The organism is Dickeya poaceiphila (assembly GCF_007858975.2).
Taxonomy (GTDB): Bacteria; Pseudomonadota; Gammaproteobacteria; order Enterobacterales; family Enterobacteriaceae; genus Dickeya; species Dickeya poaceiphila.
In genome coordinates this window covers 1217490-1243495 of sequence record NZ_CP042220.2, presented here as the reverse complement: position 1 = coordinate 1243495, position 26006 = coordinate 1217490, and the positions used below count along the sequence as shown (strand labels likewise).

The 26006-nt window shown below is 58.5% G+C and carries 18 protein-coding genes and 1 pseudogene; 7 read left to right on the top strand and 12 right to left on the bottom strand.

Going from position 1 to position 26006, the window contains the following annotated elements; translation table 11 throughout:
- Positions 1-351 precede the first annotated feature (351 nt).
- The 3 genes from Dpoa569_RS05410 to fes form a co-directional block, all read right to left on the bottom strand.
- Positions 352-8952 carry an amino acid adenylation domain-containing protein gene (locus Dpoa569_RS05410; protein WP_227983187.1) on the bottom strand — a complete coding sequence of 2867 codons (8601 nt, stop codon included), beginning with the start codon at positions 8950-8952 and terminating at the stop codon, positions 352-354.
- Between the two features lie 121 nt (positions 8953-9073).
- Complete coding sequence (locus Dpoa569_RS05405; protein ID WP_042871873.1) at positions 9074-9292, bottom strand: MbtH family protein; 219 nt, start codon at positions 9290-9292, stop codon at positions 9074-9076.
- A 34-nt stretch (positions 9293-9326) separates the two neighbouring features.
- The gene (gene fes, locus Dpoa569_RS05400; protein WP_042871875.1) at positions 9327-10619 is read right to left on the bottom strand and encodes an enterochelin esterase; all 1293 of its coding nucleotides are present in this window, start codon (positions 10617-10619) and stop codon (positions 9327-9329) included.
- A 310-nt stretch (positions 10620-10929) separates the two neighbouring features.
- On the opposite strand from fes, the gene Dpoa569_RS05395 reads away from it, so the two are divergent.
- The 6 genes from Dpoa569_RS05395 (at position 10930) to Dpoa569_RS05370 (ending at position 18121) form a co-directional block, all read left to right on the top strand.
- Positions 10930-13140, top strand: a complete 2211-nt coding sequence (locus Dpoa569_RS05395) for a TonB-dependent siderophore receptor (protein ID WP_146411131.1) — start codon at positions 10930-10932, stop codon at positions 13138-13140.
- An 83-nt stretch (positions 13141-13223) separates the two neighbouring features.
- On the top strand, positions 13224-14411 hold the full coding sequence (locus Dpoa569_RS05390; RefSeq protein WP_042871877.1) for an isochorismate synthase: 1188 nt from the start codon (positions 13224-13226) through the stop codon (positions 14409-14411).
- On the top strand, positions 14408-16036 hold the full coding sequence (locus Dpoa569_RS05385) for a (2,3-dihydroxybenzoyl)adenylate synthase (protein ID WP_042871879.1): 1629 nt from the start codon (positions 14408-14410) through the stop codon (positions 16034-16036). The genes Dpoa569_RS05390 and Dpoa569_RS05385 overlap by 4 nt, the downstream gene beginning before the upstream one ends.
- Before the next feature lie 3 nt (positions 16037-16039).
- The gene (locus Dpoa569_RS05380) at positions 16040-16915 is read left to right on the top strand and encodes an isochorismatase family protein (RefSeq protein WP_042871880.1); all 876 of its coding nucleotides are present in this window, start codon (positions 16040-16042) and stop codon (positions 16913-16915) included.
- Complete coding sequence (gene dhbA / locus Dpoa569_RS05375; RefSeq protein WP_042871882.1) at positions 16912-17670, top strand: 2,3-dihydro-2,3-dihydroxybenzoate dehydrogenase; 759 nt, start codon at positions 16912-16914, stop codon at positions 17668-17670. The genes Dpoa569_RS05380 and dhbA overlap by 4 nt, the downstream gene beginning before the upstream one ends.
- A gap of 34 nt (positions 17671-17704) precedes the next feature.
- Entirely contained in the window at positions 17705-18121 is a 417-nt protein-coding gene (locus Dpoa569_RS05370; protein WP_042871884.1) for a hotdog fold thioesterase, read from the top strand.
- A gap of 45 nt (positions 18122-18166) precedes the next feature.
- On the opposite strand, the gene Dpoa569_RS05365 is transcribed toward Dpoa569_RS05370, so the two are convergent.
- From Dpoa569_RS05365 to Dpoa569_RS19490, 3 genes and pseudogenes are all read right to left on the bottom strand, one after another.
- Positions 18167-19225, bottom strand: coding sequence for an alkene reductase (locus Dpoa569_RS05365; RefSeq protein ID WP_042871886.1), 1059 nt, complete (start codon positions 19223-19225; stop codon positions 18167-18169).
- A 412-nt stretch (positions 19226-19637) separates the two neighbouring features.
- Positions 19638-20210, bottom strand: a complete 573-nt coding sequence (locus Dpoa569_RS05360; RefSeq protein WP_042871888.1) for an RBBP9/YdeN family alpha/beta hydrolase — start codon at positions 20208-20210, stop codon at positions 19638-19640.
- Between the two features lie 246 nt (positions 20211-20456).
- Positions 20457-20633: pseudogene (locus Dpoa569_RS19490) on the bottom strand (YbaK/prolyl-tRNA synthetase associated domain-containing protein); the annotation flags it as partial.
- Positions 20634-20848: 215 nt separating this feature from the next.
- Between Dpoa569_RS19490 and ypdK the strand changes: the two are divergent.
- Positions 20849-20908, top strand: coding sequence for a membrane protein YpdK (gene ypdK, locus Dpoa569_RS19780; protein WP_099048981.1), 60 nt, complete (start codon positions 20849-20851; stop codon positions 20906-20908).
- A gap of 212 nt (positions 20909-21120) precedes the next feature.
- On the opposite strand, the gene Dpoa569_RS05350 is transcribed toward ypdK, so the two are convergent.
- The 6 genes from Dpoa569_RS05350 to gspI form a co-directional block, all read right to left on the bottom strand.
- Positions 21121-21972 carry a prepilin peptidase gene (locus Dpoa569_RS05350; RefSeq protein WP_042874027.1) on the bottom strand — a complete coding sequence of 284 codons (852 nt, stop codon included), beginning with the start codon at positions 21970-21972 and terminating at the stop codon, positions 21121-21123.
- A gap of 180 nt (positions 21973-22152) precedes the next feature.
- Positions 22153-22641, bottom strand: a complete 489-nt coding sequence (gene gspM, locus Dpoa569_RS05345; protein WP_042871891.1) for a type II secretion system protein GspM — start codon at positions 22639-22641, stop codon at positions 22153-22155.
- Positions 22638-23840: a type II secretion system protein GspL gene (gene gspL / locus Dpoa569_RS05340; protein ID WP_042871893.1), complete on the bottom strand. Its 1203-nt coding sequence runs from the start codon at positions 23838-23840 to the stop codon at positions 22638-22640. Before gspL ends, gspM begins: the two co-directional genes overlap by 4 nt.
- Positions 23837-24898 (bottom strand): type II secretion system minor pseudopilin GspK, encoded by a 1062-nt coding sequence (gene gspK / locus Dpoa569_RS05335; RefSeq protein ID WP_042871895.1) that lies wholly within the window; start codon positions 24896-24898, stop codon positions 23837-23839. Before gspK ends, gspL begins: the two co-directional genes overlap by 4 nt.
- On the bottom strand, positions 24895-25632 hold the full coding sequence (gene gspJ / locus Dpoa569_RS05330; RefSeq protein ID WP_042871897.1) for a type II secretion system minor pseudopilin GspJ: 738 nt from the start codon (positions 25630-25632) through the stop codon (positions 24895-24897). Before gspJ ends, gspK begins: the two co-directional genes overlap by 4 nt.
- Positions 25629-26006 (bottom strand): type II secretion system minor pseudopilin GspI, encoded by a 378-nt coding sequence (gene gspI / locus Dpoa569_RS05325; RefSeq protein WP_042871901.1) that lies wholly within the window; start codon positions 26004-26006, stop codon positions 25629-25631. The genes gspJ and gspI overlap by 4 nt, the downstream gene beginning before the upstream one ends.

Genomic DNA, 26006 nt, shown 5'->3' with positions numbered 1-26006 from the left:
TATTGGTGATTTATGTTGGAGTTGCGAGAGGTTTCGTGCTTGATGACATCCGTTATCCCTTTGCGACATCATCGCACGCACGACAAGGAGAGGCTCAAACGCCGCCTCTCCTTGACCTCTGGCTGGTGGCTAAACTATGCCGCTGGCGCGGTCCCCTCAGCGTTCGCCTTCGCTGTTCGGGCCGCCCGTGACGTGCTCCAGGCACGGCACGGGCTTTCGCCGCGTCCATGCGGCTCACCCGGCGAAGACGAACACCTCGGCACAGTTTTTGACGCCAGAAAGACCCATTGCTGACGATTAAGATGGTTGTCTACAGCCTCCATGGCCGACTGCTGTCGGCCATGTTCCCACTCATCGATGTAGCAGCTTATTCAGCAATGGCCCCAGGTTTTCCAGCGATTCCGGCGACAGAATGTCAGCGTGCTCGCAAGGCTGGGGATACTGCGTCAGTGTGCCGACATACGGCGCCCAGGTGGCGTCAACATCCATATCAACCGGCAAGGTGCGGGTCGCCACAAACAGCGTGGCTTCACCGTCGTAACGGTGTGAGCGGGCCGATGACAACAGCCGTACCGCATCCTGATAGTTGGCGACGATATTGCCAAACATCGCCTCCCGTTCCACCCGCAGTTGCAGGTCGTCCTCCGCCTGCGTGTCGGCCATAAACCCGGCCTGTTCGCGTTCCACTTCCTCGCGGGCATCGGCTTCATCCGGCGCGGTCCAGTCCTGTCCTTCCGGCGGATACGTATCCAGCAAGCCGAGGAACGACACCGTTTCACCTGTCTGCCGTAACCGCGCCGCGATGCCGTGTGCCAGCGTACCGCCGAGCGAATAACCCAGCAGGAAATACGGCCCCTGCGGCTGAATACGCCGGATGGTCGCCAGATGGCGATCACACATCTCGTCCACCGATTCGCAGCGGGCAATCACCCCGTCTGGCCGTGGTGATTGCAACCCGACAATCGGGTAATCTCCATCCAGATACCGCAACAACCCTGCATACTGCCAGGCAAATCCCGACGCCGGATGCAGACAGAACAATACCGATCCACGACCGGGACGCAACGGCAGCGTTTCGCCATTGCCATCCGGGTGGTTGCTGTCAGCATTGCCCTCCACTAGCGCGGCAATGCTGGCTACGCTACGCGCCGCCATAATCTGCCCCACCGTCAGCGACCGTTGCAGTTGTCGGCGAATCTCGGCAGCCAGCCGCATGGCCAGCAACGAATGGCCGCCCAGCGCGAAGAAATCGTCATCTGCCGACACTGTCTCGCACGCCAGCAATTCAGCGAACAATGCGGCGATCACCCGTTCGCCGTCAGTTTGCGGTGCGCGTCCGGCAGCCTGCTGCCCGGCAGGCGCTGGCAGCGCTTTGCGATCCAGCTTGCCGTTAGCGCTGAGCGGGAATGACGCCATCAGCACATAACTCACCGGCACCATATGGGCCGGCAGTTGCTGGGACAGCGCCTGTTGTAACTGGTCAACATCCAGCGAGATACCGGCCTGCGGCACCAGCCACGCCACCAGTTGCCGGGCATCGGCACCGCGCAGACGAGTCGGTTTCCCGCCCAGCTCACGTGCACCAACCACCGCCTGCGCCACGCCGGGCTGCGCCAGCAGTACCTGCTCAATTTCCCCCAGTTCGATGCGCTGACCACGGATTTTCAACTGGTCATCGCTGCGCCCCAGGTAGTCTACCATGCCATCTTCCAGCCAACGTGCGATATCGCCGGTGCGGTACATCCGCTCGCCGTGGGCAAACGGGTCCGCCACAAAACGGCTGGCGGTCAAATCCGGCCTGCGCAGATACCCCTGCGCCAGTTGAACACCGCACAGATACAGATCGCCCGGTACACCGACCGGCACTGGCCGCAGTGCGCCGTCCAGAATACGCAGTTGGGTGTTCCACACCGGCAGGCCGATGGGAATGCCCGGCAACTGACAGCGTTCCAGCGCCTCGCCGGATGCCGGCTGCCAGGTGACATCCACCGCCGCTTCGGTCGGGCCGTACAGGTTATGCAACGGCGCCGCAATCATCGATTGATAATTCAGCGCCAGCTCACGTGACAACGCTTCACCGCTACAGAATACCCGCCGCAGGCTGCCACAGCCGATTTCCGTACGCGGGCGTGTTTCCAGCGCACTCACCCAGGCCGCCAGCATCGACGGTACAAAGTGCATGGTGGTCACCGCGTAGTCGTTGATCAACTGTACCAGCGCATCCGGATCACGGTGTGCATCCGGCGGCGCCATCACCAGCCGGGCGCCGACCATCAACGGCCAGAAGAACTCCCATACCGAGACATCGAAGCTGCACGGCGTTTTCTGCAACACCACGTCATCCGCCGCTAGCGGGTACTGATGTTGCATCCACCACAAACGATTGACGATAGCCTGATGGCCGACCACCACCCCTTTCGGGCGACCGGTGGAACCAGAAGTGTAAATGACGTAAGCCGCCTGCTGTTCCGCGACCGGTGGCGGCGAGTGACGTGGCGACTGGCGTTCATCCGCCAGCGTATCCAGCAGCAGCACATCGGCCAGTTCAGCGAAGCGCGATTGCAAACTGCTTTCGGTGATCATCAGGCGAGGTTGCGCATCCTCCACCATCAGCGCCAGCCGTTCATCCGGGTAGCCGGTATCCAGCGGTAGCCAGGCGGCACCGGTTTCCAGAATGGCGTACAACGCCAGGCTCAGGCGTACCGAGCGCGGCAGCGCCACCGCCACGATGTCGCCGGGGCGCACCCCAGCGTCGATCAACCGGTCAGCCAGTAGCCGGGTCTGACGTTGAACCTGACGGTAAGTCAACTGATGCTGCCAATCCACCAGCGCGATGCGATCCGGTGTGCGTTGCGCCTGCGCCGCCAATGCCTGATGCAACGTCCCCGGCGGTACCGGCTGTTCGGTGCGGTTGACCTTCTCCAGTAACGCCTGTTCTTCCGGCAGCTGCAACGTCCAGGCCGACAGCGGGCGTTCCGGCTCAGCCACCAGTTGTTGTAGCAGCAGCAACAGGCGTTGTGCCAGCCGCTGCGGCTGCGTCACGCTGTCGCGGTATTCCATCAACAATCGCAGCCGCTTGCCGGGCAGTACCAACAGCGTCAGCGGATAGTGGGTATAGCCGCGATTGTTGACCGCCTCGCAGCGCAGCGCCTGCCCCGGCTGACTCAGTTCATCGCCATCCGGGTAATTCTCCACCACCAGCAGCGTGTCGAACAGCGTACCGGTGCCAGCCAGTTGCTGGATTTCCCCCAGCCCTACATCATCATGTTCGATCAACTGGATTTGCTGCGCCTGCAATTCAGCCAACTGCGGCGGCAACGCCCGCGACGCATCCAGCCGTACCCGCACCGGCAGCGTATTGCTGAACAACCCAACCTGCTGGCTGATGCCGTCAATCTGCCCGAAGCGACCGGACACCGGCGAGCCGAACAGCACATCGTCCGCGCCGCTACTGGCGCACAGTAACATCCCCCAGATGCCTTGCATTACGCTATTGAGCGTCAGGCCATACTGTTTACACAGCGCCAGTAAGCCTTGTTCCAGTTGCGGTTCCGGCAGTAACTCCAACTCACGCACTTCATCATGATACGAACCATCACCATGATGCGGTCCGTCACCAAATAGCAGGGTCGGGCGGGCACCCATCAGCACGTCGTGCCAGCGCTGACGTGACGCCTGCGCGTCGCGGGCCGCCAGTTGGCGAATAATGTCGGCATACGCCACCCGGTGCGGTGTTAGCGCGTAACTCCCCTGATATAGCGCAGTGAACAGGTCGCGCAGGCATACCGGGGTTGACCAGCCATCCACCACCAGATGATGCGCATTCAGAAACAGCGTATGCCGTTCCCCGTCCGCGTGGCTGACCAGCAAGGCATGTAGCATTGATGAGGGCTGATGGAACAGGTCGCGCGCCAGTTCAGCTTTTTCCAGCACCAGCAAGGCATCAGCTTCCTCATCTGCCGACATGGCCGGTAACGTCTGGTTCTCCAGCGGCCAGTAGCACTGGTCGTCACGCAGCACCGGCAACACCTGCAACGGCACCGACGCCTGTTCGGTATCAAAGCGCGCCGCCAGCTGCGGGTGATGACGTACCACCGCTTCCAGCGCCTGGCTCAGTTGCGCCACCGACAGCGGGCCGCGCAGCGACAGCCGGGTCAGCGAATTATAACTCCCCGCGGTCTGCGCCAGTTGCGCGTGAAACAGCAGCCCTTGCTGTAACGGCAGCACCGGCAACACCGCCGACAGCGGCCCGTAATGCTGACGCAGGCGTTCCAGCACCGCGTCGCTAACGCCGTCCTGCGCCACGTCAGCGGATACCAGCGTATCGGACAGCGGCGGACAATCCGCCAGATCTCGCCACGCCTCAATCGCCTGCGTCATCCCCTGATGCAACGCGTCGATATCATCAGCGTCGAACACCCCATGCGCCCATCCCCAGTGAATAGCCAACTGTGGCTGTTCGCCCTGCTCGTCAACAAAAATATTGATGTCCAGTGGGTGACTGAGCGGCATCGTCGGTGCCTGTATCACGGCAAAGGCATCGCGGAAATAGCGCTCGCTGCGACGCGGCGACCATGGCCCTTCGCTCGCGTCGAATCGTCCCAGATAGTTGAACAGAATTTCCGGCGCGTGTGCATCCAGCGCTGCCAGTATATCGGCGCTCTGTGTATCCAGATAACGCAACACGCCATAGCCAATGCCGCGATCCGGCACCGCCCGCAGCACCCCTTTCACTGACCGCAACACAGCCCACGGCGTGGCGTCCGGTTCAGCTGGCGCAGTAATACACACCGGGTATTCGGCAGTCAGCCAGCCGACCGTACGACCAAGATCCAGCCCCTCCGGCGTGTCAATGCGACCATGGGATTCCAACGCCAGTCGCAGCGGCTGAACGCCAAAGTGGCGCTGGCAGGCCAGCGTCAGCGCCCCCAGCAGGATCTCATCCACCCGCGCCTGATAACGTTCCGGTAAGGTCGTCAATACCGCATGGGTCAGCCCGGCATCCAGTACCCGGCGCGACTGCTGTCGGGTCTGTTCCTGATCGCAGGACGGGTCGAGACGCCGCTGCCCCAACCGTGGCAGCGATGCCACCAGCGCAGATTGCCAGAACGGCAATTCAGCACGGCGTGCCGTTACCTGCCCTTTCAGGCTGGCAGACCAGTCAACCAACGAACACTCTTCAGCGGGCAACACGGTCAGTTGACCAGCCATCGCCGCTTCAGCCGCCTGACGCAATTCCGGTAGCAGCACACGCCACGACACGCCGTCCACCACCAGATGGTGGATAACCAGCACCAGTCCGCAAGCACGGTCATCGCGTTGCAGTAATACCGCCTGCATCATTTTCCCTGCCGCCGGGTCAAGACGCGACACTGCCGCTTCAAATGCTCGCTCCGCTGCAACCTCAACCGGCTCTTGTGCGGTTAGCCTGTCGCACTGTAGTGATACAGTCGGTGATGAAGCGGCTTCAATCACCAGGTGCCCGTCGCGGGTCAGCGAGGTTAACGCCGGGTGTGCCTGCACCAGCGCGGTTAATGCCTGTGCCAGCTGTGCTGGTTGCAGCGAGTCAGGCACCGACAGGAATACGCCGTGAGCAAACAATTGGTTGATGTCCGCCAGCCGGGCGAAGCTATGCACGATGGACAGACCGTCCACCACGCCATGCCGTACCGTACGCACCGGCGCAGCAACAGCCGTCAATGGCTGCATCGCCTGCGCCATACGCGCCGGTGTACGTTCGGCGAAAATGGTTTTCGGTCTTAGTTGCCAGCCAGCGCGTCGCAACAGTGTGCCCAGCCCCATGGCGGAAATACTGTCGCCGCCGAGTGCGAAGAAATCCGCCTCCGCGCTGACCGACTCCAGCTTCAGCAGGCTGGCGATGGACTGGCAAATCAACCGTTCCTCGTCGGTGGCCGGTTCGCGTCCTATCATCGCAGCGGCCTGCTGTGGTTTCGGCAACGCCTGACGGTCAATCTTGCCGTTGACGGTCAGCGGCAGCTCCGCCATCACCATCAATACCGCCGGCACCATGTAGTCCGGCAGTTGTTCTGCCAGTTGGGCCAACAGGCGGGCGGCGCAATCCGGTTGTTCGCGGGCGGCATCGTCCGGCACCGAGCAATAACCAATCAGCCGATGCGTCGCGCCGAGCGGTTCGGCGATCACCACCGCCGTGCTGACTTCATCCAGCGCTACCAGCGCGTTTTCCACTTCACCCAGTTCCACGCGGAAACCACGTACTTTGATCTGATGGTCAACACGGCCAATAAACGCCAGTTGACCGTCGTGACGCCAGCGCATCAGGTCGCCGGTGCGGTACATCACCGCGCCCGGAACAAACGGGCAGGCGACAAAGCGCGTAGCAGTGAGATCCGGGCGACGTAAATAGCCGCGCGCCAACCCCGGCCCGGCGATATACAGCTCGCCGGGTACCCCTACCGGTACCGGGCGCAATTGGTTATCCAGCAGCCAGACTCTGGTATTAGCGACCGGCTGGCCGATAACCGGCTGACTCGCCACCGTAACCCGTGCGCCCAGCGTATCGATGGTGTATTCCGACGGTCCGTAATAATTATGAATTTCCATCTGCGGATGCTGACGCATCAGTTGCCACAGCCGCGGCGTGGCCGCTTCGCCGCCAATCATGATGAAAGCAGGCTGGTGGTTATCCGATTCCAGCAAACCGCTGTCGATCATCTGGGTGAAGAATGACGGCGTGATATCCAATAAATCGACAGGCATCTGATTAAAATGCTGCACCAGCGCCCAGGCATCTTTACGCAGTTCTTCATCGAAAATGTGCAATTCACTGCCCATCATCATGCAAAATAGCGGTTCCCAGGAGGAATCGAAGGAGAATGACGCCGTGTGTCCGGCACGCAAACGGCGGCCATGTTGTTGTGAGAAACGGGCGATTGCCGGGCCGAACAGGAAGCTTGAATGCGACATCATCAGGTTGAGCAAACCCGCGTGGGTACTCATCACCCCTTTCGGCTTCCCGGTAGAGCCGGAGGTATAGATCATATAGGCCAGATGGTCGCCGCACAGCGGTTCGCGCCGTTCCGCATCCGTCACCGGGTGGGTGGGCAACCGTGCGCACTCGGCCCGCAAGCTGGACTCATCCAGGCACAATATCTGCGGCAATTCCGGCATCTGTGCACGCACCGCGCTGTGGGTCAGCAGCAGCGCCGGACGCGCGTCGTCGCACATCAACGCCAGACGCTCGCGCGGATAATCCAGATCCAGCGGCATGTAAGTCGCGCCGCTGGCCAGCACCGCGAAAATCGCCACCACCGACGACACCGAGCGCGGCACGCCGATCGCCACCACATCGCCCGAACCAATTCCTTGCGCCATCAACCGGCGTGCCAGTTGCATCACCCGCGCCGACAACTCGTGGTAACTAAGCTGCTCGCGCCCACAGGCGACAGCCAGCGCATCCGGCTGTTGCTGTACCTGTTGTTGCAAGCAGTCCAGTACTGAGCGCAGCGTCGCCGGTATCGTCAGGCGCGGGCCGCTGCCCCAGCCGTCGATATGCCGCCATTCGCTGTCGCAGAGCAGGTTCAGTGCGCCGATGGCCTGATCCGGTTGCGCTACCAGTTGCGCCAACAGGTGTTGCAGACGCTGCGCGTGCCCCTGCAAGGCGGGGCGGTCGTAACGCGCCGGGTTGGCGACCAGTTCCAGTTGTAACTCGCCGTCCTGCACGCCGAGGGTAAACTCCATGTCGTCCACCGGACCCATCGCCAGCACGTGCGTCGTTACCGGCGTGTTCCCCAGCGTCAACCCGGCGTTGTAGACCTTGAAGTTAATCACCGGCCCGTACAACCCCTCGCTGCCGCCAACCAGACCGAGATCACGCCGCAACTGTTCCGCTTCATAGCGCTGATGACGCCGTACCGCCTTGATTTCCGTCTGTAACATTTGAGCGGCATCGATTAACGTCATCGCAGGTTGTAGCGTCAATTGCAGCGGCAGCACGTTGACCACCGGGCCACAGGCGCACAGTGCCGCTGAACCCATCCGCCGCATAAACGGAAAACCGACCGACAAACGCGGCTCGCCGCTCATACGATAGAGGTACACCGCCAGCGCCGCCATAGCGATTTCAGCCGGTTGCACCTTACCGCCAAACCGTTGCTCCGCCAGCGTAACAAACGGTGCGGCAGGCAACGTCACCTGCTGGTGCAGCGTACGAGTGCCTGCTGGCGCGGTCTCACACACGTCCGCCGCCAATGACACCGGTGTCGGTAACTGGCTGGCATGATCGCGCCAGAACGCCGCCGCCTGCTGACAGGCGGGCGAGCGTTCCCACGCTTGATACTCCGCCACCACATCGGCAAACGGCGTAAACGGCGACGCCTGTGGCGTTTCACCGGCGATAAGCGCGTTATAAATCGTCACCATCCGCCGGGTAAGCGCATCAAAGCTAAAACCATCCACCATCAGGTGATGAAAGCGCTGATACCAGAACCATCGTTCCGGCTGCGCCGACACCTGCATAATCACCTGCCGATACAGCGGTTGCCCGCCATCGGCTGGCAACGGTGCCGCCAGATCCGCGTGCATCAGCGCCCAGGCGGCGTGTTCGCCCTGCGCCGGGTCGCTGAAATCCAGCCATTCCGGTTCGTCCATCGCCACAGCACCCGGTGTGGATGGCAGCCACTGCACCGGCTCGTCGAGATCATTCAGGCCAAAGTGCGCCTGCACCGTATCCGCTTCCGCCAGCCCCTGACGGATGGCCGCCAGCAGGCGAGCCGGATCGACCGGGCCGTTCAGTTCCAGCGCATGTGCCACGGTAAAGGCATTCGACTGGCTGGCTATCTGGTCGGCCATCCAGATACCAGGCTGAGCCGCCGCCAGCGGCAGTGCCTGCCAATCCACCGACGGCGTCAGCGTTGATTCGTGGGAGGAAGCTGGCTGGCAGGGTAATTCGGCTTGATTGGGTGAAAGTGCCATGTTGGGTGCAAGTGTTATGTTGGGTAACTGCGCTGTGCTGGGTGACTGCGCCTGGTTAAATCGCTCTGACACGTTGTTTTCCTTACTCCGTCAACGGAAACAGTCTGACTGGGAACGCCGGTTAGGCTTCGCGGGTGCGCAGACTGGCCGGACGCATGTCCTGCCAGTGAGTTTCGGTATAAGCGATACACGCCTCACGGGATTGCGGCCCGTATACCGCCTGCCAGCCCGCCGGCACCGCGGCAAACTCTGGCCACAGGCTGTATTGCTGCTGCTCGTTGACCAGCACCAGAAACGTCAAACGATCATCGTCAAACGGATTCAGTTGTTCCTGACTCATTGTTGTTACCTCATGTGATAAGAGTTGCCGCGCATTATCGGGCGTTGTCGTTGTTCAGCAGCCAGCGAAATCCGTCAATCAATCCGCCGCGCCAGCACAGGGTGTCATGTCCGCCGGCATACACACGCTGGTGAACCTGATGCCCCGCCGCTATCAGCGCCTCATGCATCTGTTGATTGACGAAGGCGATATCCGCCTCGCGTCGCCCCGCTTCCTGAAAAATCACCAGCGGCGATGCCGTCTGGCCGCTCTGGCGCACCTCGGTGATCAACACACCGGGTTCCAGCGTGTCGCGCTGATCAAAGTCGGTGATGAATTGCAGGTTCGGCCACCAGAACGACCCGGATTGGGTTAACACGCGGCCAAAACGCTGCGGCCAGTGCAGACCGGCGTACAATGCCGCCAGCCCACCATAGCTCTGCCCGGCTACCACCGTACGATCCGGGTCGTTGCTGAACGGTGTCAGGCGCGCTGCCTGCGGCAACAGTTCCTGCTGCACCGCCTGCCAGAACGCGGCATCGCACGGCAGTTCCCGGCTACGGGTTTCCCCGTCAATCGCATCGATAAACAACCAGACCGCGGGTGGTAAATATCCGGCGTCGGTTTCCGTATCCAGTGCGGCAAATAGCGGCGTATCGTCGGCCCATTTCTGCCCGTCCAGCACAATGCATAATGGCCGTTGTGCCGGTTCATCGCTCACCCCGGTGGTGTACAGCCAGATACGGCGCTGGTTGTCGAGCTGTTCGCTCTTCCAGTCAAACACCGTCAACCGGGTGGCGTCCGGCGGCAATGCCGAGCCGTTGTCCACCGCCTGCCAGGCCGGTTGTGGCAACGCTGCCGGCATATGCGCCGCCGATAACCGTTCTCGCCATGGTTGGTTCAGGTTGAGTGGATCAGCAATCGCGCAGGGAAATAGCGAACACCACCACTCCCGTTGTTGCTTATTACGCACTTGCTCGTCGTCGCTAAATACCGGCGGCAAGCGCGCCGCTTCAATCGGGATCAGGGAATAACTGCCGCGCCAGTCATGCTCAATCACCATCGACCAGTGCCAGATGTCAGTACCGGGGAGTCGCTCCAGGCTCTGCGGATCGGTGCTGTGGTGATCAGTGACACCATTGATATCGGCATACACCCGTCGGATAGCGGAATGGCGTTCGTCACCGTCCGGGTCGCGCCAGAGAAAGGTAACCCGCACCCGCGCGGCATCCAGTGCTTCCACCAACGGTGTTCCCTGTCTGGCTATCTGTTGCCACCAAACGTCTTCCCCTGCCTGAGGCGATGACAAAAGTGTTGCGGCGAAACCTGACGGCTGTGCTGCCGACATCAAAACCTCCTGGGGCTGCCCTTTACGTTTCACTTACATTTAATTAACAGAACTAATGTATTCGTTTGTGAACTTACAGTTTCTTAGACAAGAGAAATAATATTGAGAACCATTTACATTTGCAATAAGATGTAAATCCCGATGTCTGTCGGGATAAAAAACTGATATCCCGGTCAAAAACGTATGACAGATAAAATTAACAGCATGAATTTAAAGTTAATTAACTGGATAAATGCGATGAACGGCAAGGCCGGGAATATATAACCTGAAACATATAAAAAATAAGGTCTTTCTCAGGAGGGGAGAACTGATGCGTAGCACCAGGAATAACCAATTAGCAAAATTAAAGTCTTGGCAAAAAAATAAAAATGCGATGCCAGCCGTGCTGGCTTCCACCTTGCTGGTGGCAGCACACGCACAGGCGGCGGACACCATTAGCGGCACCGACACCATGGTCGTATCCGCCACGGCTGGTGAGAGCGTTACCGCTCCGCTGAAAGGCATCGTGGCGAAAGAGAGCGCTTCCGGCACCAAAACCAGCACACCACTGATAAAAACCCCGCAAACAGTCACCGTAGTAACCCGCGACCAGATGGATGCGCAGGCGGTTTCTTCCGTGTCCGACGCGCTGAATTACTCCAGCGGCGTGGTCAGCAACTACCGTGGCTCCTCCAACCGTAACGATGAAGTCATTTCCCGCGGCTTCGGTTACGCGCCAAAGTTCCTTGACGGCCTGAGCTATGGCCTGAGTGGTCAGGGTGCAGCACTGGGGAAAATAGATCCCTGGTTGCTGGAGCGGGTAGAGCTGGTGCACGGCCCGGCGTCGGTATTGTATGGACAGGTCAACCCCGGCGGGCTTATCAGCATGACCAGCAAACGCCCGACGGCAGAAGATATCCACAAAGTGCAATTCAGCGCGGGTAATCAGCGTCTGGGCGAAGCGGCGTTTGATTTTGGCGGCGCACTCAATGACGATAAAACCCTGCTCTACCGCCTCAACGGCATCGCCAGCACCCGTGACGAATTCGTCAAGGATTACAAAGAAAAACGTGTCGCCATCGCGCCGGCGATCACCTGGCTGCCTAACAGCGACACCAGCTTTACGCTGCTGACCAGCTACCAGAACGATCCTAAGGCGGGCTTTCGCAACTTCCTGCCTAAAATCGGCACTGTGACCGAAGCCAGCGCTGGCTATGTCCCTTATGACCTGAACGTCAGCGACCCCTACTATAATCGGTCAAAACGCGAGCAGGTCGGTATCGGTTATATTTTTGATCATTCATTCAATGACAACGTGACCTTCCAGCAAAACTTCCGCTACTCCCAGTTGAGGGAGCGCTACAAGTATCTGGTTTATAGTACGAGTAACCCGGAAATCTCCGATACCTCGCTGGCCCGCCGTCAGATCCGTGAAGAACTTGACGCCGACGAAATCGGTCTGGATAACCAGATTAAGGTCAAACTGGAAACCGGCGATGTCCAACACACTGTACTCAGTGGGGTGGATTACAAATGGCAGGATCGCGATTACAACTACTGGCTCAAGCGCGGCGACCAGTACAACTTTGACTGGGCGAACCCCAGCTACGGTGGTTCTTATCTGGTCAGCGACAGTCAGCTAGCACTGGACACGTCTTACAAGAAAAAACTCGATCAGGTTGGCGTCTATCTGCAAGACCAGATGGAATGGAACCAGTGGAACCTGCTGCTGTCCGGTCGCCATGACTGGAGCCAAATACGCACGCAAAACCACATAACTAGTACGTCAACACAGCAAGACGACAGTAAATTCACCGGTCGTACCGGCCTGCTCTACGCTTTCGATAACGGTATTTCGCCGTATGTCAGCTACAGCACCTCGTTTGAACCCAACCTGGACTCCGGCGCACCCGGCACACCTGCGTTTAAACCGACCACCGGTGAACAATCCGAGGTGGGTATCAAGTTCCAACCCAAGGGCAGCAATACCCTGCTGACCGTCTCACTGTTTGATATCACGCAGAAAAATATCACCTCGTACAACAGCGTGACCCAATACAAGGAGCAGATCGGTAAGGTGAAATCCCAAGGTGCGGAAGCGGAAGTACATACGCAACTGACGCCGGAAATCAGCCTGATGGCGGCTTACACCTATACCGATGCGGTCACCAAGGAAAGCAACACCGCCAACCAGGTCAACAAAGCACCGTCGTCTATTCCACGCCATTCCGCTTCCACCTGGGGTAGCTACAGCTTCCAGAACGGTCCGCTGAAAGGCGTCACGCTCGGCACCGGGGTGCGCTATGTCGGTTCTACCTACGGCGATAACGCCGAGAGCTTCAAAGTACCGGCCTATACCCTGTACGACGCGATGGCGCGTTACGAGCTGGGTTCACTCACACCGCAGTTGAAAGGCACCACCGTGCAACTGAACGTCAACAACCTGACCGACAAGCGCTACGTGGCGTCATGCGGTAGCGATACCGCCTGCTTCTACGGCAGCGGACGTACTGTCGTCGCAACGGTCAACTATAGCTGGTAATAGGCAGCAGGGCGGGGTTTCCCGCCCTGCGGTGACGCCGGCGCATCACTATTTTGTTCCACTTCCGACATAAGGAAAACCCCGTGTCAACGCTCGCAGCCACCTCTTCATCGCTGGATGTTCGCACGCTTCAGCACGATGATTTTCTGTTTCTGTCTCCCGACAACAGCCTGCATACCCGCGGATGTTATGCCGCCTTGTCGATGCCCGTGGCAGATGGCGGCCACCTGCAAGGCAGCGTTCAACAGCAGGTAAACGCACTGTTTGCCCGTGCCAGGCAGGATGGTATCGCCCGGCCATTGCTGGTGGGCGCTATCCCGTTCGACAAACGCCAGCCTGCCCGCCTGTTCGTGCCGCAACAGTCTCACTGGTTCGCACGCGATACGCTACCGCCCGACACACAACCCGCCACGCCGATAAGGGCGCGCCGGATACGTGAAGTGCCGGGTCACGATGCGTTTTGCCAGATGGTCAGCGCCGGCGTCGCCGCCACCCGTAACGGTGAGTTGAATAAAATCGTGCTGTCTCGTCTGTTGGATATCGATACCGAGCAGCCGCTCGACTCAATCCGCCTGCTGCGACAGATCAACCAGCAAAATCCCTGGAGCTACAATTTCCACGTGCCGCTGGAACAGGGCGCGCTGCTGGGCGCCAGCCCGGAATTGCTGCTGCATAAACAGGGTAGCCTGATTGTGTCGCAACCGTTGGCCGGTTCAGCCCGTCGCAGCGACGACCCGGTGGAAGATCAACGTCTGCGCCGTACGCTGATGGCCTCAGCCAAAGATCGCCACGAACACCGGCTGGTCACCGATGATATCCGCCGGGTGCTGGCACCGCGCTGCCGGACGCTCACTATTCCGGACACGCCGGAACTACTGAGCACGCCGGTGCTGTGGCATCTGGCGACCCGGATTCAAGGCGACGTGTTGGACGCACGGGAAAATGCGCTGTCGATTGCGTGCCTGCTGCACCCTACCCCGGCGCTATGCGGCGTGCCGTTTGAAGCGGCGCGAGATCGCATCGCCCAACTGGAGCCGTTCACACGCGGCCTGTTCGGCGGCATCGTCGGCTGGTGCGATGATCAAGGCAACGGTCAATGGGTGGTGACCATTCGCTGCGGCGAAGTACAGCAAAACCGGGTGCGACTGTTTGCCGGCGCTGGCATCGTGCCAGACTCTCAGCCCGTGTCTGAATGGCACGAAACCGGCGTTAAATTGAGCACCATGCTGCGTGCATTTGGTCTGCGACAGGATCAGGAGTGTGCAGCATGATGATTGAATTCACCCGCTGGCCGCCCGAACTGGAACAGCGCTACCGGGAACGGGGCTACTGGCTGGATGTGCCGCTGGGCGACATCCTCACCCGGCACGCCGACAATGACGATATTGCCTTGATCGACGGTGACCGCACGTTCAGTTACCGCCAGTTGAATCAGCGCGTGGCGCAACTGGCTGACGTGCTGCAACGCCGGGGAATAACGCCGGGGCAAACCGCGCTGGTACAGTTAGGCAATATCGCCGAATTTTACCTCACTTACTTCGCGTTGCTGCGTGCAGGCATCGTGCCGGTCAACGCCCTGTTCAGCCATCAGCGCAGCGAGCTGTGCGCCTATGCCGACCAGATCGCGCCAACGCTGTTAATCGCCGACCGTAGCCATTCATTGTTTGCGGATGATCGCTTTATCGACGAACTACAAAAACGCTGTCCATCGCTACGGCAGGTCATCCTGCGCGGCGACAGCAACCCAGCACAGGATCTGTCGCAGTTGTTGCAGGAAGAGGGCGAACTCACGCCAGCTACCCCGACGCCTGCCGATCAGGTGGCATTTTTCCAGCTTTCCGGCGGTAGCACCGGCACCCCAAAACTGATTCCCCGCACTCACAACGATTACTACTACAGCATTCGCGGCAGCGTAGAAATTTGTCAGGTTGACGCCCACACCCGTTTCCTGTGCGCTCTGCCCGCCGCCCATAACTACCCGCTCAGTTCACCGGGCGCACTGGGCGTGTTCTATGCCGGCGGCACGGTAGTGCTGGCAAGCGACCCCAGCCCAACCAGTTGCTTCCCGTTAATTGCACAGCACCGCATCACCCTGACCGCGCTGGTGCCACCCGCCGTCACACTGTGGCTGGAGGCGGTGGCGTTATCGGGCGAGCGTCACGCGCTGGCGAGCCTGCGCGTATTGCAGGTCGGTGGCGCACGGTTAAGCGAATCGCTGGCGCGACGCATACCGGCGGAGCTGGGTTGCCAGTTGCAACAGGTATTCGGCATGGCGGAAGGGCTGGTGAACTACACCCGGTTGGACGACGACGATACCCATCAATTCACCACGCAGGGCCGCCCTATCAGCGACGATGACGAAGTATGGGTGGCCGATGCCGCCGGTAATCCGCTGCCGCACGGCGAACCGGGTCGCCTGATGACGCGTGGGCCGTATACCTTCCGCGGCTACTACCGCAGCCCGGCACATAACCGCCAGGTGTTTGACAATCAGGGCTTCTACTGCTCCGGCGATGTGGTTATCCAGCAGGCGGATGGCTATCTGCAAGTAGTGGGGCGCGAAAAAGATCAGATTAACCGCGGCGGGGAAAAGATCGCCGCCGAAGAGATCGAGAACCTGTTGCTCCGTCACCCAGCGGTGATCAACGCCGCACTGGTGGCGGTGCCCGACGCAATGATGGGCGAGAAAAGCTGCGCGTTTCTGGTCACCCGCGAACCGCTCAAAGCAGCGGCGCTGCGCCGTCATCTGCGCGAGCAGGGTATCGCCGACTACAAATTACCGGACCGATTTGAACAACTGCCCATTCTGCCGGAAACCGCGGTGGGTAAAGTCGATAAACAGCGGCTACGCCAGCTGGCGCAACAGCGCGTAGCGGCCACCGCTGCAGGAGAATAAATCATGGCTATTCCAAAACTAAACGCCTATCCGCTTCCCGGTATCGAGCAGGTGCCGGTCAACAAGGTTAACTGGCCGGTTGACGCCTCGCGCGCTGCCTTGCTGATTCACGATATGCAGAACTATTTTCTCAATTTCTGGGGAGAAAACAGTCCGCTGACCGAACAGTTGATCGCCAATGTCGTGCGTATTCGGCAAGCGTGCCATCAGCTGGGTATCCCGGTGTTTTATACTGCCCAACCCAACCAACAAAGCGATGCTGACCGGGCGCTGCTCAACGACATGTGGGGACCGGGCCTGAACCGTCATCCGGAACAACAGCAAATCACCGCCGCCCTGACGCCGGACGCCAACGACACCGTGCTGGTGAAATGGCGTTACAGCGCCTTCCAGCGTTCCGATCTGGAACAACGGCTGAAAACCGCAGGCCGCGATCAGTTGATTATCTGTGGGGTATACGCGCATATCGGTTGCCTGACGACCGCCACCGATGCGTTTATGCGCGATATTAAACCGTTCATGGTAGCCGATGCACTGGCGGACTTTTCTCAGGAAGAACATCTGATGGCGCTGCGTTACACCGCAGGTCGTTGTGGCCGGGTCCTGACCAGCGAGCAATTGCTGAACGCGCTGGTGCCGCAGGCCGACACCGGCCTGGCACGCCTGCGCGCCGAACTGCTGCCGCTGCTGGATGACGACGACGACATTAGCGACGACGACAACCTGCTGGATTATGGTCTGGACTCGGTACGCATCATGTCGCTGGTCACCCGCTGGCGTCAGCAAGGTCATGACCTTGATTTCGTGGCGCTGGTGAAAAATCCCACGCTGCGCCACTGGCATCAGTTGCTGAGCCAGCCTCAACGGGAGGAAGCATGAGCGTCACGCTGGATTTCAGCGGTAAGCAGGTGTGGGTAACCGGTGCCGGGCGCGGCATCGGTTATGATATTGCCTGTCGTTTTACCGAGGCGGGAGCGACCGTCACCGGGTTTGACCGCGTTTTTTCCGCTGACGAACAGCCGTTTCGCGCCATCGAACTGGATATCAGCAATGCCGCTGTCGTTGCTGAGGTCTGTGCAACACAACTGGCGCACACGCCGCATCTGGATGTACTGATTAACGGTGCCGGGATTCTGCGTATGGGCCAGACCGAAGCGCTCAGCCAGCAAGACTGGCAGGATTGCCTGAACGTCAACGCTGGCGGTGCCTTTCACTTTTTTCAGGCACTGATTCCGCAATTTCAGCAACAACGCCGCGGTGCAATTGTTTCAATTGGCTCCAACGCCGCACATGTGCCGCGGGTCGGCATGGCAGCCTATTGTGCTTCCAAGGCGGCGTTGCGCAGCCTGTGCATGACTGTCGGGCTGGAGCTGGCGCCCTACGGCGTACGCTGCAATCTGGTCTCGCCCGGCTCTACCGATACCCCGATGCAACGCAGCTTGTGGCACTCACCGGCTTCAGAACAGCAGACCATCGCTGGTTTTCCTGAACAGTTCAAGCTGGGGATTCCGCTCGGCAAAATTGCCCACCCACGCGACATTACCGATGCGGTGCTGTTTCTGGCCTCCGATTTGGCTGGTCACGTCACGCTACAGGATATGGTGATCGACGGCGGCGCCACGCTGGGCGCGTGACGTTGGCATTCGCTCTTGATGGAGGAAACACACATTGATCTGGAAACGCGTCACCACGCTGGACATGCTTAATCAGATGAGTGACGACTGCATGTTGTCTCACCTGGGGATTCACTTTACCCACATGACTGACAACAGCCTGGAAGCGACGCTACCGGTAGACGAGCGTACCCGGCAACCATTCGGCCTGTTGCACGGCGGCGCATCGGTGGTGCTGGCAGAATCTCTCGGCTCGGTAGCAGGTTGGCTATGTACCGAACCGGGTGCCAGCGTGGTGGGTGTAGAGATTAACGCCAGCCATCTGCGGGCGGTTACACAAGGCGAGGTACGGGGTATCTGTCAACCGCTGCATCTGGGCCGAAAGACGCAGGTCTGGCAGATAGAGATACTCGACGAGCACCAGCGGCGCTGCTGCGTCGCCCGGCTGACTACGGCGGTGATTCAGCCGTAAAGGTCGTAACCAGGAAAAAGGAGGCCGATGGCCTCCTCGTTGGTTTTATTCCGCCAATACCGGGTAATCGGTATAGCCTTCCGCCCCCGATCCATAGATCGTGTTGCCGTTGAGTTCATTCAGCGGTGCGCCACGACGCAGGCGTTCAACCAGATCCGGGTTGGCGATATACATTCGCCCAAACGACACCGCATCCGCCTCGCCATCCACTAACAGCTGCTCAGCCGTGTCACGGGTCAGGCCATCGTTGGCGATCACCACGCCACGGAACGTTTTACGGATCAGCGGCAGAATACGCTGTGGGGTATCCAACGCTTCACGCACAAAGATAAATGCCAGTTTACGATCATTGAGTTGTTCTGCCACATAGCCGAACAGCGCCTGTGGCTCGGAGTCCTGCATAGAATGGGTGTTAGACATAGTATTCAGGTGCACGCCGACCCGATCCGCTGGCCAGACGGTCAGCACGGCATCGACGGTTTCCAACAGGAAACGCGCCCGATTGGCAATCGAGCCGCCGTACTGATCAGTACGCTGGTTTGAGCCATCATGCAGGAACTGATCGAACAGGTAACCGTTGGCCGCGTGGATTTCCACCCCATCAAACCCAGCGCGTTTGGCGTTTTCCGCCGCCCGACGAAAGTCTTCGACAATCCCTGGGATTTCATCCGTTTCCAGCGCGCGTGGTACCACATAGGGTTTATAGGGACGAATCGTCGCCACATGCCCTTCTGCCGCAATAGCGCTGGGGGCCACCGGTAACTCGCCGTCCAGATAGACGGGGTCTGAAATGCGCCCCACATGCCACATCTGCAACACCATTTTGCCGCCTGCCGCGTGTACCGCCGCATTGATGCGGCGCCAGCCTTCAATGTGTTCATCCGACCAGATGCCTGGGGTATTGGGGTAGCCGACACCCTGTGGGGTGACGGCGGTAGCCTCCGTCAGGATCATCCCGGCACTGGCGCGCTGAACGTAATATTCCTGCGACAGCGCGCTTGGGATGCGCTGATCAAAAGCACGCATTCGGGTCAACGGTGCCATGACAATACGGTTTTCAGCCTGAATAGCACCAATATGGATAGGATCAAACAAACCTGACATAGCGTTTTCCTTAATTTGTTGGCGGTCGATACGGGTGGTGATACCCCGCCGCCATGTATTTTTAGCGAACAGTAATGTGATACCAGAGCGATCAGCGATAGCCGAATACCCGGTAACGACGATCCAGTAACAACGACGTTATCGGTAACGGCTCAGGACAAGGGATATACCTTATTGCAGGAACAGCCGCCATACCATTCGGTGCTAATGACGACTCATCAGGTTATATACGCTCAATACGCCAGGTGGCAGGCAAATCGTCCACTGGCTTAACTCATGGTACATTGGCCCATCGCCCGATGGGCCAATTTATACGTCAGGTAAGCAAACCAACGCGTTGGTAGCCTATCAATGACGAAGATAGGTAGGGATAGCCACACAGTACACCAGCCTGAGTACGAGCCTTGCTGCATCAACCAGCAGGCGACAGGTACTCACCAAACGCCGCCAGACGTTGCAGCCCATACTCCCATTTACCAAACCCAGCTTCAGCATTGATATGCCCGCCTTCGCCTACATCCACCAGATCACTGCCCCAGACTTTCGCCCAATACTCGGCACGGGAAAAGGTCATCAATGGGTCATTGTGGCTGGCAAACGCCAGACTGGGCACCGCCAGTTGCTCAGGGCGAATTCGGTCTTCAATTTCAAAGCGCATCGGCTCAGCGGGGGCTACCAGCATTACGCCGGCGATGCCTTCCATACCTTGCTGAACCACGTGGCAGGCGGCCAACGCACCAAAACTGTGACCAATCAGCACCGCTGGCCGGTCGCACGTCGCCAGTTCACGACGGATAGCCAGGACCCACCGATCCAGATCCGCCTGATACCACTCTTTTTGACGGATACGCCGCCAGAAGGGAAACCGACGTTCCCAGTAGCTCTGCCAGTGATCTTCATCGCTATCACGCAATCCCGGCACCAGCACCATGGTCAGGCGCGGGTCGATGTCTATCAGACGCTGGTCTACTTCTGTTGTCTGCATCAGGTTCTGTGTCTCCCTGTTGATTGCCTGTCAGGGTGACTGACACCGACAGCATCGCTATTACCGCCATCCGCCACACCCTTTCCATTACAATTCTATAACAATATCAGCACCGGCTTACAGCCTACCACGGGATTTCTAATTTGTATCCTGATTCAGCACAGCAATTTACATTCCGTTCCTTTTTCATAATTTAACCATTTTTTCTTTTTATATCTGCTACTTGCCACCGTATAACCTGCTGAGTCATCCCACAGAATGAGAAAATGGCAGCTCACGAGGGCAGGCAATACGACGATAATCTTCGGTATTAAGGATCACTGAACACCTTAATAAACCGGCATTGAACGCCCGTTCATCAAACCGGCTACACAGCATGGGGTCAGCCACCAGTAGTGAATCCGGATGAAAACTAAACAGCGGATGCGTTTTAATGCTATTCCCATCGAATCTCGCGTTATCCCTCTTGAACTTCGCCCTTCACCCGGCGTAGATTAGCGCCGATTCCGTCATCGGCCTGCATTGCAGCGATGGCTGGAGGAACAGCCCAAAATCAGGCGGTTCCTGAACGGTAAACGCACAATCGGAATCATTGCTGGCGTGATATTGCTGGAGAAAAATCAGTGAAGTACTTATTCATGGGCGTTTCATTCATTCTGTTTTTGTGGGTAGGCACTTTTTTACTGATGCTGGAATAACCCTGACGGTGATTCCTCATCCACTTCGGCAGCAGGCTCCTGTCGAAGCAACAACAAAACATAATTATCAGTATACGAAAGACGAATAAACGACAGGCTGGCAGCGCTTCTGCCAGCCTGTTTTTTTAGGGATAAGTCCAGTTACGGTAGCGATACGCCGCACCAGAGACGGTGCCCCACCGTAACAGACGTTTGCTCTGCCCGATGTGGATTCAGTGGCCCCAGCCGCCCAGTACATTGAATACCAAACCGATTACACCGCTTACCGCCAGCCAGGGACCAAACGCCAACGGTTGCTGCATACTGATGCGCTGTATACGTCGCCACAGTAGCGTCGCTACCAGCCCGGTCAGCGACGCAATCAATACCAGATTAGGCAACGCCTGCCAGCCCAGCCAGGCACCTAACGCGGCCAATAGCTTAAAATCACCGTATCCCAACGCCTCACGCCCACTCAACAGACGAAAAGCCCAGTAAATCAGCCATAACGACACATACCCCACCATGGCACCGATCACAGCATGTTCAAGCGGGACAAACGTATCTGACAGATTGAACAGCAATCCGCACCACAATAGCGGCAATGTCATAACATCTGGCAGTAACTGGGTTCGGGCATCAATAACCGCCAGCGCCAGCAACGTCCCAAAACACAGCAACGCCCCCAGCAATGCCAGCCCTGGGTGCCAGAGTACACCGGCCAGCAGAAATAATAGCCCAGACAACAATTCAATCAGCGGATAACGCCAGGACACCGCGCCGCCACAGCAGTGGGCGCGCCCACGCAACCCTATCCAACTCAGCAGCGGAATGTTGTCACGCACACGCAATTGTTGATGACAATGCGGACAGGAAGAAAGGGGCCAGATGAGATCATAACGGGCAGAGGGTTCGCCGGTTGGCAAGCCAAGATGCATACGCGCTTCCTGCTGCCAGCCTCGTTCCAGCATGACCGGCAACCGATGGATAACCACGTTGAGAAAACTGCCGACAATCAACCCCAGCACGAACAACGCGAACAGCCAGATACGCGGGAATGCACTGGCAAAAGCGAGCAGATCCATATCATTCTCCATCCCGATCCCTGATGACCCGGTATGCTGACACAATACACAAGTCAGGTGCCAGACCAGCAGGCAGTAGGTATCGTTTTTTGCGCGCCAGCGCGCAGACTGGCTGATTATCAGCGACAGCATTACGTTGATGCACCCGCCAGATATCAGGCAGGGCAGCCGCGTCTGTCGTTAGAGCACACGCTCCAACGACAGACGGGTGACTTCTACTATACCGGGGCTGTTGGGGACTGCGGTCACATCCATCCCCTGAGTAATGACGCCGTTTTTCTGCTCCAGTTCAGCCAGCCAGTGCAACAGGTTGTTAAAATCGCTACGGGCCAGCGTCACCGACATCTGCGACGCCTGCGGCTGCATACGCAACACGGTAATGCCATAACGGGCCGCGCTTTGCGGCACTAACACCGTCAGGCTGATATCCCGCCCTGCTATTTGCCGCCTCGCGCCGTCCTGCGCCGGCAAACGCGAGGCCTGTTGTTGCATCCAGCGCACGGTTTGGCGCTCACGATCAATGGCCATCTGCCATTGTCGCGCCTGTTCCTGCCAGGGTACCCAACACAGGTAATACAGCAGGCACAGTAACACCAGACCGGCACACACCAGCGTCATCATCCGCTCACGCTGGCTCATTACCTGCCAGCGACGACGCAATTCATTCATGGCTGACTCCTCAGGGTTAACTGACCTTCCACATGGTCTTTCTCTTGCTTCATTTCACCCGGCGGGATCTGGAAATAGACCTGAGCCTGCTGGCGGAACTGCTCCATCTGCGCATAGGATGTCGCCCGCAGATTGAGGCGCAATTCTTCACGTCCGCGATCATACGACAGCGATTGCAGCGATACCCCATCATTCTGTGCAACCAGTTGCTGCAACCGGTTCATCTGTTCCGTTAATGCAAAGTCGCTTACGCCGGATTGCGCTTCCTGCAAATGCCGCTGCATCTGTGCGCGCGGGTTCACTATCTGTTTTTCATCCGGAAACAGTTTGCGATACACCCTTACACTCTCCTGACGCCAGTAATCTGCCTGACGATACAGTTGATAATGGCTCCAGACCGACTCCCCCAGCAGCAACAACAGCCAGGCGCACAACGCAATCAGCACATTACGCCACGGCAGCAACGCTTGTTTCCAGGGTTTCACCGGCGCGTATTCGCCCTGACGCAGATCCATACTCATCGGCAGACTAGCCTGTGCGGCCAGCGACAACAAATCCGTCACCGGTTGCGGCTGCCAGGTCAGCGCCGAGGCTGGCAACGGGCTATAACAATGTATGGCAGGCAGCGGCTGAAACCCGGCCAGCAGCGATTGATACCAGCTCTCTTCCGCCGCCATACCGATACCGTTATCCAGTCGAAACAGCCACAAATTTTGGTGGCTGACGGCACTCCAGGCGCTGTCAAGGCGCGGTAATACCATGACATCCGGCACCACCATCTCTACCGGCACATCCAGCGCCTGACACTGATTCAGCCATGCCTGTAGACGTGATGTCTGCACCACCGCAACGGTTGCGTTATCTCCCTGAATGTCCATGACGGCAAAATGCAGTTGGTCAATATCGCTCGCCACCTGTTCTTCCAGCATGAAGGGAATAGCCTGTAATAATTGCCGGCGAGACTGACGCGGCAGTGACAGGTTATGGAAGGTGACATCGGTAGACGGCACCAGCACCCGCATCGACATCACCGGATAATCCGCCAGCACGGCCTGAAGGCTTTCCTGCGTTCCACTACCGCGAGTCAGGGTCTGATGACGGCTGACCGACCAGATAAGCCACTCCAGACTGTCCGATGCCTCTGCGGACAACCGCAAAATCAGCTGTTGTTTAGCGCTGGCGTTTTCTGACTTGTTCATGGATTCACCGTCCTATATCCGCCATACTGACGCTGTACCACCTCAGTCTGTTTACCACGATGAAACAGGCTGCGTTGATAGAATTCACTGTCGTCCACCCGTATCTGAATGTCGGCGAAGAACCACTCGCTCTTGAGAACCAGCGCCTGACGGACACTGGTTTTGGCTTTTTCCGGCAGTGCCGACATTCCCATAAAATCATTAAGATTGCGCCATCCCTGAGGGGGACGCTGCTGTAAAATTCGCACGGCTGATTCCGTGTTTATCTCTCCCATGAACAATGCCGACAACAATGGCGCGCTTTCTGGCGTCAGGGTGTTGAGGTTGACCGTCAGCTTATCTACCGGCAACACGCAGACATAAGGCAGTAACCGGCGGTATAACCCCGCATCTACCCCCATGACTGCCCGTAACTCCGTGACATCCGTCATGCGCTGGTTACCGGGATGAAAATTGACATAGCTGTCGTCTTCCGCACCGTTCATCAAGGGTTCGCTATCCTCGTCGATCCAGTCGCGTACCGCGTCTGTGATACGCTCCGCCTGCCGCTGCTCCTCGCCCAACACCATCAATAACTGCCGAAAAACCTGCGCGGCATAGGGCATTTTTTCAGGGGGACCGCCTTTAGCAGGCGAGGATTGATTGCTGTTGCTGCTATTACTGCCGCTACCGTCGTTGCCCGTATTGCCGTCGCCAGATGCGCCATCAAGCATCAGCTTTTTGGTCGGGCTAAGCGCGTTAAGATTGAGACAAGCCTGGCCATCCTGCACCTGGGCGCGAATTTCACTGCCGTCCGCCATCATCTGATGATCCACCTTCGACCAGGATTGACCGATAAAGGTGCTCTCCGGCGATGCATGGGCATCTCGCTGTAGCGTACTGGAAATCAATGCTTCCGCACCCAGCGCATACCAGCGAGCCTGAGTACGGTTCAGCAAGGTGCTGGTGCGCAGCCAGGCTTTGCCGCTGCGCTCGGTAATGGAGGCGGCGATGGTCACCATCAGCGACAGCATCAGCATCACAATCAACAAGGCGACGCCACGTTGCCGACGACTCATGAGCCAGCTCCCTCGTTATCATCCGGTGACGCCGGATTCTGCTCGCCAGACGAGTCGGTATTCTCCGGCGGCGCATCCTGATTGTTCGTATCCTTATTTTCATCGCTATTGCTGCCATTCGGGGTGGCCTTAGGCTGTGTCTCCACATAGTTCGGCGTAACCAAAAACACGCGGGTAATCTCACCGTAATCCCGCAATGTAACGATGACCGCAATGCCTTTCGGCAGATACGCCGGGTCATCCCAACGCTCCTGCCAGCCGCCTTTGCCGAAAAAACGCAATACGAAACCGTTCACGCCGGTTAACACCGGGCGTATCGCCGGTTCCTGTGTCGTCAAGGGTTCGGAAGAATCATAGAACAGCCGTTCCAGCGTATCGCCATGCAACCGATACCCGACCCGCTGCAATTCAGAGCGCGGCAGAATACCCAACGGGTTGAGCCAGCCGTTGCGGATAAAACTGACTGCCCAGTCGGCGCTACCTAACTGATAACGTTCAGCGTAAAACCCCAGCTCATAACCCTGATTACGACGCGGAACGATTTGTGAAAAATCGCGATCCATCAGGGAAAACCCCCGCTGTAACTCTGCCAGACGCGCTTCTTTACGCGCCGATGCCTCGTCGTTGCGCATCACGCCATTCATTACCTGCGACGCGGCCAGACTGAGCGCGGCGAAAATTGCCAGCGCCAGCATCACTTCCAGCAGGGTAAATCCGCTCTCTGGCCGCCTCACTGTTCGGGTTCCCCCGGCTGGACCTGATAGCTACGTAATACGGCATCAGCGCTCCGGCTGTCCCGTTCATGACGAACCTCAACATCTACTGCGCGTACCCGCGTATCTGCCGTCGCCACGCCCTGAATACGCCAAAACCACGGTGAACCGGCAAAATTGACCTCACCTTGCACCCATTGGGTTTGCGGCCACTGTTTTTCCAACCGCATCACCGCCTGTTGGTTTTCCGCAATCCACAGCGCGAAGGTTTTCTCTTCCAGGCGTCCCAGGCTGTTTGCCTGCTGCGCGGTTGTTTTTAGCACCGTCAAACCAGCCAGCGCGAAAATAACCAACGCCACCATCACTTCAAGCAACGTCATTCCCTGTTGTCTCAT

Excerpts from the sequence above, each read along its gene's own strand:
- Dpoa569_RS05410 (WP_227983187.1), bottom strand. The coding sequence starts at position 8,952 with ATGGCACTTTCACCCAATCAAGCCGAATTACCCTGCCAGCCAGCTTCC.
- Dpoa569_RS05395 (WP_146411131.1), top strand. The coding sequence starts at position 10,930 with ATGCGTAGCACCAGGAATAACCAATTAGCAAAATTAAAGTCTTGGCAA.
- Dpoa569_RS05380 (WP_042871880.1), top strand. The coding sequence starts at position 16,040 with ATGGCTATTCCAAAACTAAACGCCTATCCGCTTCCCGGTATCGAGCAG.
- Dpoa569_RS05385 (WP_042871879.1), top strand. The coding sequence starts at position 14,408 with ATGATGATTGAATTCACCCGCTGGCCGCCCGAACTGGAACAGCGCTAC.
- Dpoa569_RS05405 (WP_042871873.1), bottom strand. The coding sequence starts at position 9,292 with ATGAGTCAGGAACAACTGAATCCGTTTGACGATGATCGTTTGACGTTT.
- dhbA (WP_042871882.1), top strand. The coding sequence starts at position 16,912 with ATGAGCGTCACGCTGGATTTCAGCGGTAAGCAGGTGTGGGTAACCGGT.
- gspI (WP_042871901.1), bottom strand. The coding sequence starts at position 26,006 with ATGAGACAACAGGGAATGACGTTGCTTGAAGTGATGGTGGCGTTGGTT.
- gspL (WP_042871893.1), bottom strand. The coding sequence starts at position 23,840 with ATGAACAAGTCAGAAAACGCCAGCGCTAAACAACAGCTGATTTTGCGG.
- gspM (WP_042871891.1), bottom strand. The coding sequence starts at position 22,641 with ATGAATGAATTGCGTCGTCGCTGGCAGGTAATGAGCCAGCGTGAGCGG.
- Dpoa569_RS05350 (WP_042874027.1), bottom strand. The coding sequence starts at position 21,972 with ATGGATCTGCTCGCTTTTGCCAGTGCATTCCCGCGTATCTGGCTGTTC.
- fes (WP_042871875.1), bottom strand. The coding sequence starts at position 10,619 with ATGTCGGCAGCACAGCCGTCAGGTTTCGCCGCAACACTTTTGTCATCG.
- gspK (WP_042871895.1), bottom strand. The coding sequence starts at position 24,898 with ATGAGTCGTCGGCAACGTGGCGTCGCCTTGTTGATTGTGATGCTGATG.
- Dpoa569_RS05360 (WP_042871888.1), bottom strand. The coding sequence starts at position 20,210 with ATGCAGACAACAGAAGTAGACCAGCGTCTGATAGACATCGACCCGCGC.
- Dpoa569_RS05365 (WP_042871886.1), bottom strand. The coding sequence starts at position 19,225 with ATGTCAGGTTTGTTTGATCCTATCCATATTGGTGCTATTCAGGCTGAA.